We start from the raw sequence: 8,057 nt of genomic DNA, 5'->3' as shown, positions 1-8,057 counted from the left end.
GGTCGAAGCCGGCGGCCGGGAGCGCGTCGACGGTGCGGCGCGCGTGCTCCACGGGGACGAGATCGTCCGCGGCGCCGTGGAACGCGCGGATCGCTGGCGCGCCCCTCGGGGCGGGCGACGTCGGCAGGACGCTCTCGGGCAACGCACCGGCTAAAGGAACGGCGACGCCGATCACGTCGGGGTGGCGGACCGCGACCGCGAACGAGATCATCCCGCCCTGCGAGAACCCGGTGATCAACGGCTTGCCGCGGATCGCGCGCCTCCTCGAGAGATCCTTCAGGAGAGCCCCGACCTCGTCGGCGGCCGCCGCGATGCGCGCGCCGAGCGCCGCGTCCGGCGCGTACGGGATCGCGATGTCGAACCAGGACGAGCCGTCGCCGTAAGGGATCGGCCCTCGCGGGAGCACGAGGCGGCACGGCGCCGAGATGTCGCGATAGAGCTTTGCGAAGCTCTCGGGCCTGTCCCCGAGGCCGTGCACCGCGACCACGAGCGGGGCGCCCGTGTCGCCTGCACCCGCCACGGCGATCTCGATGGTGTCGAGCTGGCGGGCTGCGGCCGGTGCCGGCGCCGGGACCGCGGACTGGTCCTTCGAGGCGCACGCCGCGACGAGCAGCCCGAGCGCGAGGCCGAGCCCGGCGAGGCGGGAGAGCGGGTGTCCTGCGAGCCTTTCCACTGGACGCGAGCATAGCGCGAAAATGGCGCCCGACGGTCGGAATTCCGGGCGGACGTCGGATTGACAAGCCGGGGGCTTCGCCTATCATCTCGAAATCCGCTCGGCGCACACGGCGCGGGCGCGCAGGAGGCCTTCATGGGCGGCAAGCTGACTCTCTTCGCGGCGATGCTGGGCGCGCTGGGGCTCGCGGCGGCGGGTTGCGACGACCCGAAAGACTACTCGACCGCCGGCGACTACTCGGCGTGCCCGGAGGGCACCATCGTCGACTTCAGCGACAACCAGAAGACCGTCTGCGACGACCTGAAGAAGGGCGTCGAGGAGCTCTGCGGCTTCGATCTGACGGTCGATGTCTGCTCTTGCGCCGCCCAGCTCACGGCGTGCGTCGACGACACCGCTTGGCTCCAGGCGATCCTCGACTGCGGCTCGGCCGCCGGGACCTGCGTCGACTACATGACGTGCCTCGAGGCCGCGGGCGAGAGCACCGCCGGATGCACGAACCCGACGACCTGGGAGTGCATCGTGTCCACCGCGGACACCGACGCCCAGTGACCCTCCTCGCAGCGACGCCCGACGAGCTCTCGCGCCTCGCGATCGAAAACGGCTTCCCCGCGTTCCGAGGCCGGCAGCTGTTCGGCTGGATCCACAAGCGCGGCGTGGCGGATCCCCGGGAGATGACGAACCTCCCCGTCGCCTTCCGCGATCTCGTCGCGGCGCGCGGTCCCGTGCTCCCGGCGCAGGTCGGCGTCGTCCTCCGCTCGGAGGACGGGACGCGGAAGCTCGAGATCGTGCTCGCGGACGGGTCGCGCGTCGAGACGGTGCTCATCCCGGAGGGGACGCGGCTCACGCAGTGCGTCTCCACGCAGGTCGGCTGCGCCGTCCGCTGCGCGTTCTGCCGCTCCGGCCGCGCCGGGCTCGTCCGCAACCTGACGGCGGCGGAGATCGTCGCCCAGATCCACCTGGCCCGCGCCCACCGGGTCGCGGGGGAGTCGCTGCGGAACGTCGTCTTCATGGGGATCGGCGAGCCGCTGCACAACCTCGCGGGGACGCTGCGCGCCCTCGAGATCCTGGGGCACCCGGACGGCCTGGATCTGTCGTCGCGGCGCGTCACGGTGTCCACGGTCGGCGTCCCGAGGGGCATCGCGCGGCTCGGGGAGGCGACGGGCGGCGAGGCGGCGCTCGCGGTGTCGCTGCACGCGGCGGACGACGAGACCAGGGCGGCGCTGGTCCCCGGCGTGCGCGCGGGCCTCGACGAGATCGTGGCGGCGATCGCCGCCTACCCGATGCCCAAGCGCAGGCGCTGCACGATAGAGTACGTGATGATCAAGGGCGTCAACGATCGGGACGCCGACGCGCGCCACCTCGTGCGGCTCCTCGCGAAGATAAGAGTAAAGATTAACTTATTGCCTCTAAATGCTCATGATTTAACGGAACTGGAACCACCGGAAGAGGGGCGTGTCGCCTCCTTCCAACAGGTGCTCGCGGACAAGGGATTGTCGGCGTTCATCCGCCGCAGAAGGGGCGCGGATATCCAGGCCGCCTGCGGGCAGCTGCTCGCGGCCGGCGACCCGGACGGTCCAGCCGTGGCACCTCCTCCGGGGGGCGCGACGTGGTGAAGCTCTGCCCGATCTGCCGGAGGCGCTACGACGACGGGGCGCAGCGGTGCGCGCTCGACGGAATGAAGCTCCTGGAGAGGCGCGACGAGCAGACCGGGCGCGTGGTCGGCGGGCGGTACCGGATCGTCTCCCGCCTCGGCTCGGGCGGCATGGCCGAGGTGTACGAGGCGGTCGATCTCCGCGACGGAGCGCCGCGCGCCATCAAGATCCTGCGGGCGGACCTCTCGAGCGATCCCGACATGCAGACCCGGCTGCACCGCGAGCTCCGCGCCGCCCGCCTCGTCGAGCACGAGAACGTCGTGCGGATCTTCGACCACGGGCTGGGCGACGACGGCCGGCCGTTCATCGCGCTCGAGCTCCTCCACGGCGTCGGCCTCGCCTCGCTGATCGGCAAGGGCCCGCTGCCCATCGGGCGCGCCCTCCACGTCGTCGCCGAGGTGAGCCGGGCGCTCGCGGCCGCCCACGCGCTCGGGGTTGTCCACAGGGACATCAAGCCGGAGAACATCATGGTCCTCGGCGGCCCTGCGCTTGACGAGGCGGAGCGCGTGAAGATCTTCGATTTCGGGCTCGTGCAGATCGCCGGGGAGGGGCGGCTGACCGCGACGGGGCAGGTCTTCGGCACGCCGGAGTACATCTCGCCCGAGCAGGCGACCGGGGAGGACGCGTCGCCCGCCTCCGATCAGTACGCGCTCGGGGTCGTCTTCTACGAGATGCTCACCGGGCGGCCGCCGTTCACCGGGGCGCCGGCGCAGGTGCTCATGGCGCAGTTCAAGGAAAAGCCGAAGCCGCCCTCGGCCGCGTGCGCGACCGGGGCCGTGCCGCGCGACGCGGATCCTGTCGTGCTCCGGATGCTCGCGAAGCGGCCGCAGGAGCGCTTCCCGGACATGGACGCGGTGCACCGCGCGGTGACCGGGCTCGCGGGGGCGTTGCGGCCGTGATCTCGCGCTGCGGCAGGCTGGCGGCGCCGCTCCTCGCCGCGTCGCTCCTCGCGGGGTGCGTGCCCTGGGGCTCGTCCGTCGGCACGGTCGCGGACGGGATGCTCAGGCGCGCGGTGCAGCTCCCGGGGGAAGGCCCGCACCACCGCTGCTACCACCGGGCCGAGATGCGCTTCGGCACGAGGGAGCTCGTCGGGCTCGTCGAGCGCTCGGCCGCGCGCGTGGCCGCCGAGGCGCCGGGCGCGGTGCTGTACGTCGGCGATCTCAGCGCGGAGCGGGGCGGGCCGGCGCGGGGCCACAGCTCGCACCAGGCCGGCCGCGACGTCGATCTCGCGTACTTCGTCGCCGAGCCGTCCGGGCGGGCGCTCCGCGGGCGCCCGGTCACGCGGTTCGACAGGTTCGGCGTCGGGTTCGCGAAGGATCCGGGCGGCGTCCTCCGGCTCGACGCGGCGCGCAACTGGTCGCTCGTCGAGGCGCTGCTCGGCGACGAGGAGGCGCGGGTCCAGTGGATCTTCGCGAGCGACGGCGTCAAGGCGCTCCTCCTGCGCTGGGCGCTCGACCACGATCGCGACGCCGAGGCTTTGGAGCGCGCGGCGAGCGTGATCCGGCGCCCCGGCGACAGCGCGCCGCACGACGACCACTTCCACGTGCGGATCTACTGCCCGCGCTCGGCGGGCCGGGCGTGCGTCGACATCGGACCGGTCTGGCCGTGGGTGGAGGGCACCGGAGCGTAGGGGTGGGCTCCTCAAAAAGTGAAGCGGGCGCTCATGTCCGCTACGGCGTCCCCTGAAGCCGCGCCGAGGGCGAAGCTGACGCCGATGAGCTCGACGATTCGGGTGGTTTCCTCCTCGGCCTGCAACAGGCGCTGGCGCTTCATCCCCCTTGCGCCATTGATCAGGAGCGGGAGCCCCACGACAAAGCAGGAGACTGAGGAGGAGAAGGTGACCCAGCCTGCGACCAGGTAGCGACGTTCCTCGTCGGTTCGCTCCGTCCTCGGGAACTCGTCGTAGAAGCTCCCGGGCATCGCACGCAGGCTGAAGACGAACGAGGTCACGAGCAGGGCGGGAGCGGTCACGACCAGCACGATCCCGGCGACCTTCCGATCGCGGTACCGGTCGAGCTTCTCCTGGGAAAAACCTCCACCTTCCAACTCCCTGATCTCGCGCAGCCGCTCGGCCCGCCTTTCCAGCCGCCTCGCCTCGGCGGATGATGGCGGTTGCGCTCCGGCAGCTCGTTCGGATCCTTCCTGGCACGAGGCATCCGTACCGGAGGCCAGAATTGCGAGTGCGATCGAGGCGAAGGCGAGCGTTGGACGGTCAAGGCGCCCGCTGTTTCTCGCGGTTCGCACGACCCTACCAAGCCTTCGGATTGAACCCGGGAGAGTTGAGCAGCACCGCGTCGTCGCCCGCCTGGCCGATGACGAAGAGACCGGCACCCTCGGCGAAGGCGGCCTGCTTCTCGGGCACGACCATCGCGGCCATGGCGCCGTAGACCCGCGCGTCCGCGTAGCGAGGGAACAGCTCCTTGAAGAGGGCGATCCGCTCGAGGTGTTCCTCGACGTCGCGCTGGGACAGCTTCGACTTGACCTCGACCACCACGACATCGGTGTTGTTGACGACGAGCAGGTCGATCTGCGCCTTCTTCCCGTTGCGCTCGGACTCGAGATCCCGGTGCGTCTCGCGGACGTCGATTCCGCTCTCCCGGAACAGGCGCACGAGACCGGGCCGCACGACACCCTCGACGAACTCGCCGAGGCGGTTGCCGAGGCCGCCGATCTGCTTGCCGAGCTCGTTGAGCCTGCGATCGGTGTCTTTCGACTGCTCCGCCAGCTCGCGCATGACCGTCCGCAGGTCTTCCATGGTGGTTTCGGGTTCCATCCTTCGTCCTCTCCTGGTCAGTATACCGCGACGCCGCGCCGGGCACGCACCTGTATCGGCCGTTCTCTGAAAAGGTTGACGGAAATCGACTACGGTGACTCTCACCCGCGCGGGATCCGGCCGGGCTACTCCTCGTCCATCGGCTCGATGTCGAACAGCTCCTCGGTGAGGTCCTCGATCGACTCGTCCTTGGCGCCGGACAGCTGGGTGCTCGTGGTGCGCAGCCGGTCGGAGATCACCTGCAGGAAGCTCCACAGGAGCTTGGTCGCCATGCGCGGCTCCTTGCGGATGATGTTGAAGAACTCCGCGCGGGAGATCTGCAAGAGGCTGGTCTTGATCTCGGCGCTGACGCTCGCCGAGCGCGGCGCCTTGTCGATGAGCGCCATCTCGCCGAAGTGATCGCCCGCGCCGAGCGAGACGATCGCGGTGTCGCCCTTGTGGACCTTCACCTTGCCGCTCAGCACGATGAACAGCTCGTCGCCGTCCTCGCCCTCGGTGATGATCCGCTCGCCCGGGGCGGCCTCGCGGACGATCGTGATGTTCAGGATGCGGACGAGCTCCTTGTACGTGAGGAACTTGAAGATCGGCATCTTGCGGATGGTGTCGATCTTCAGGTTGATCTCGCGGTTCAGCTCGATCGCCTTGCCCTCGGAGTCGATGAGGCGGATGACGATCGTGGTGATGTTGTCCTTGCCGCCGCGCCCGTTCGCGAGCTCGATGAAGGCGGCCGGGATCTCCTTGATGTCCTCCTTGTCGCCCAGGATCGGCGGGATCTCCTCGTCCTTCAGGTAGCCGGTGAGGCCGTCCGACGCGAGCAGGAACTGGTCGCCGGGGAGCACCTCGAAGTCGATCGTGTCGGCCTCGACGCTCTCGTACACGCCGACCGCGCGGGTGACGGCGTTCTTGTACGGCGAGTTCTCGGCGTCGGCGGCGGCGAGCTTGCCGCGCTTGATGAGCTCGTTGATGAGGGAGTGATCCTCGGTGAGCTGCACGACGCGGCCGCCGCGGAGCAGGTAGATGCGGCTGTCGCCGACGTGGGCGATGAAGCCGCGGTTCTTGATGATCATCAGCGACGAGAGCGTGGTGCCCATGCCGCGCTTCTCGGGCTCCCGCTCCGCGAGCTCGTGGATCTCCGCGCACGCCTTCTGCACCGCGTGCTCGAGGAGGCTCAGGACGTCGCGGGCCGAGGCGATCTGCGAGCCCTCGCGGTACGCCTCGATGAGGTCCTTGTTCTGCCGCACCACGTCGCGCATCTGCGTGACGGCGATGCCGGAGGCCACCTCGCCGGCGGCGTGGCCGCCCATGCCGTCCGCGACGACGAACAGGTTGACGTTCTTGTCGACGAGGAAGTTGTCCTCGTTGTGGTCCCGGACCCTGCCGACGTCGGTCGCGGCCCAGAAGTGGACGTTGTCCGTGGCGCGTGTGTCTTCCATGAGCTCCCTCCGAGGAGAACGGTCTATTTCAAAAAACGTACAAAGCTACCAGAGGCGCCGATGGTTTGGGAAGGGGCATGTCAGATCGTCGCTTGCGGGACCGGTTGCAGCGGGATCCTCTGCGGGGCCGGAGCCGGGGCGGGGGCGGCGGGCGGCGTCGGGACCGCGCCCGAGAGCGCCGACTTGATCGCGCCCGGGTCGAACCCCGGGAGGAGCCGGCCGCGGATCTCGAAGATCGGCACGCCCGAGGTCGGCACGCCCTGCGCCTTCCCCTTCGCGGCGAGCTCGGCCGCAGCCGCCTCGTCCACCTCGAGGTCCTTCTCGACGTACGGGATCCCCTGGTCGAGGAGCCAGCGCCGCGCGTTCTTGCAAACCGGGCAGGTCTTGGTCGCGTACATGACGACCTTCGCACCGCCCGTCTCCGTCGGGCCGACGGTCGGCTTCGGCGGATCTTGCGGCTTCAGCTTCGACCGTCGCTTCTCGTAGTCCGCCCGCGGCACGGCGCGGACCGGGTACGAGCCGTCGGGGTTCGCCCGCGTCAGATCCGCCACGAAGACGAGGGACGCATCGCGCTCCTCGGGCGGGATCGACGGGTCCTGCACGCGGACCTCGCGGCGCGCCTCCACCGGCACCTCGGCGACCTTGGACGCCACCTCGGGCCCCCCGTCCCCGTACCAGCTCAGCACGAGGTCGTTCCGCGCGTCGTTCACGGAGGGCAGGGTCTGCGCGGGAGCGGCCGGAGCGCCTGCGCCGGAGGCCGCTTCGCCGCACGCTGCGGCGGCGAGGACAGCGAGGGTGAGGAGGCGTGCGAACGGCTTCGTCATGGCGATTTCGGAACACGCGACCGACGGGGTTTGTTCCCCGCGATCCCGTCAGCGGGACGCCGCGAGCGCCTCCCGGAGCGCCCGCCTGTCCTTCTCGCAGCGCGCGACGAGCGCCTCGGCGTCGTCCAGCGAGCTCGAGACGTCCGCGGTGGACTGCCCCGCGCGGGCGTGCAGGCGCGCGATCTCGTCGAGCCCGGCGTCGGCCTTCCCGCGCAGGCTCCTCTCCAGGCGGTCGACGTCGTCCCGGGCGGCGCGGAGGCGCGCGGTCGCCTCGCCGAACTTCTCGTAGGCCGCGACGCAGGTGGTCCGGACCGCCGCGACGCGCTGCGACCCGAGCTCCATGCGGCGGAGGTCGTCCAGCCGCTCGAGCCACGAGCCTTCCAGCGAGCTGCTCAGTGCCGAGAGGGAGCTCTCGAGGCGATCGAATTCCTGCCGCTCGCTCGAGGACGCCTGTCCGCATCCCGCGACGAGGGCCGCCGCCAGCAGCACCGTGCTAGAGACCGAGCGCATCGCAGATCATCCAGCCTTCGTTCCCGGTCGGCGTCACGATCTGGCACCAGCCCTCCTTCTGCTTGAGCAGGCGGACCTGGTTCCCCTGGCCGATCTTGCCGATGATCTCGCCGTCGACCGGCGTCTTGCGCACGCGGACCTTGTCCTTCGTGACCGTGACGAGCTTGCCCTAGCCGGCGGCCGGTGCGTCCG

At 70.5% G+C, this 8,057-nt stretch carries 11 protein-coding genes; 4 read left to right on the top strand and 7 right to left on the bottom strand.

Features of this window, described 5'->3' with window-relative positions; translation table 11 throughout:
* Positions 1 to 673 (bottom strand): hypothetical protein (locus M0R80_30120; protein MCK9463895.1); only part of this gene is annotated, 673 nt, incomplete at its 3' end.
* A 135-nt stretch (positions 674 to 808) separates the two neighbouring features.
* On the opposite strand from M0R80_30120, the gene M0R80_30115 reads away from it, so the two are divergent.
* From M0R80_30115 to M0R80_30100, 4 genes are read left to right on the top strand one after another with little or no spacing between them, the layout of a single operon-like run.
* Complete coding sequence (locus M0R80_30115) at positions 809 to 1,222, top strand: hypothetical protein (GenBank protein MCK9463894.1); 414 nt, start codon at positions 809 to 811, stop codon at positions 1,220 to 1,222.
* Positions 1,219 to 2,286 carry a 23S rRNA (adenine(2503)-C(2))-methyltransferase RlmN gene (gene rlmN, locus M0R80_30110; protein MCK9463893.1) on the top strand — a complete coding sequence of 356 codons (1,068 nt, stop codon included), beginning with the start codon at positions 1,219 to 1,221 and terminating at the stop codon, positions 2,284 to 2,286. The genes M0R80_30115 and rlmN overlap by 4 nt, the downstream gene beginning before the upstream one ends.
* Positions 2,280 to 3,224 (top strand): serine/threonine protein kinase, encoded by a 945-nt coding sequence (locus M0R80_30105; GenBank protein ID MCK9463892.1) that lies wholly within the window; start codon positions 2,280 to 2,282, stop codon positions 3,222 to 3,224. The genes rlmN and M0R80_30105 overlap by 7 nt, the downstream gene beginning before the upstream one ends.
* A complete protein-coding gene (locus M0R80_30100; protein MCK9463891.1) occupies positions 3,221 to 3,955 on the top strand; it encodes a penicillin-insensitive murein endopeptidase in 735 nt (244 codons plus the stop codon). Before M0R80_30105 ends, M0R80_30100 begins: the two co-directional genes overlap by 4 nt.
* Positions 3,956 to 3,966: 11 nt before the next feature.
* Here M0R80_30100 and M0R80_30095 read toward each other — a convergent pair whose 3' ends face one another.
* The 6 genes from M0R80_30095 to M0R80_30070 form a co-directional block, all read right to left on the bottom strand.
* Positions 3,967 to 4,371, bottom strand: a complete 405-nt coding sequence (locus tag M0R80_30095; GenBank protein MCK9463890.1) for a hypothetical protein — start codon at positions 4,369 to 4,371, stop codon at positions 3,967 to 3,969.
* Between the two features lie 202 nt (positions 4,372 to 4,573).
* On the bottom strand, positions 4,574 to 5,098 hold the full coding sequence (locus tag M0R80_30090) for a DUF3782 domain-containing protein (GenBank protein MCK9463889.1): 525 nt from the start codon (positions 5,096 to 5,098) through the stop codon (positions 4,574 to 4,576).
* A gap of 125 nt (positions 5,099 to 5,223) precedes the next feature.
* Complete coding sequence (locus M0R80_30085; GenBank protein ID MCK9463888.1) at positions 5,224 to 6,531, bottom strand: Stp1/IreP family PP2C-type Ser/Thr phosphatase; 1,308 nt, start codon at positions 6,529 to 6,531, stop codon at positions 5,224 to 5,226.
* Between the two features lie 80 nt (positions 6,532 to 6,611).
* Positions 6,612 to 7,355 (bottom strand): glutaredoxin family protein, encoded by a 744-nt coding sequence (locus M0R80_30080; GenBank protein ID MCK9463887.1) that lies wholly within the window; start codon positions 7,353 to 7,355, stop codon positions 6,612 to 6,614.
* Between the two features lie 48 nt (positions 7,356 to 7,403).
* A complete protein-coding gene (locus M0R80_30075) occupies positions 7,404 to 7,865 on the bottom strand; it encodes a hypothetical protein (GenBank protein ID MCK9463886.1) in 462 nt (153 codons plus the stop codon).
* Positions 7,849 to 7,998, bottom strand: coding sequence for an SH3 domain-containing protein (locus M0R80_30070; protein ID MCK9463885.1), 150 nt, complete (start codon positions 7,996 to 7,998; stop codon positions 7,849 to 7,851). The genes M0R80_30075 and M0R80_30070 overlap by 17 nt, the downstream gene beginning before the upstream one ends.
* Positions 7,999 to 8,057: the final 59 nt, after the last annotated feature.

The organism is Pseudomonadota bacterium (assembly GCA_023229365.1).
GTDB lineage: Bacteria > Myxococcota_A > Polyangia > JAAYKL01 > JAAYKL01 > JALNZK01.
The sequence above is the reverse complement of the archived record's forward strand: the minus strand, read 5'-3'. Positions and strand labels throughout refer to the sequence as shown.

Excerpts from the sequence above, each read along its gene's own strand:
- M0R80_30080 (MCK9463887.1), bottom strand. The coding sequence starts at position 7,355 with ATGACGAAGCCGTTCGCACGCCTCCTCACCCTCGCTGTCCTCGCCGCC.
- M0R80_30115 (MCK9463894.1), top strand. The coding sequence starts at position 809 with ATGGGCGGCAAGCTGACTCTCTTCGCGGCGATGCTGGGCGCGCTGGGG.
- M0R80_30085 (MCK9463888.1), bottom strand. The coding sequence starts at position 6,531 with ATGGAAGACACACGCGCCACGGACAACGTCCACTTCTGGGCCGCGACC.
- M0R80_30075 (MCK9463886.1), bottom strand. The coding sequence starts at position 7,865 with ATGCGCTCGGTCTCTAGCACGGTGCTGCTGGCGGCGGCCCTCGTCGCG.
- M0R80_30090 (MCK9463889.1), bottom strand. The coding sequence starts at position 5,098 with ATGGAACCCGAAACCACCATGGAAGACCTGCGGACGGTCATGCGCGAG.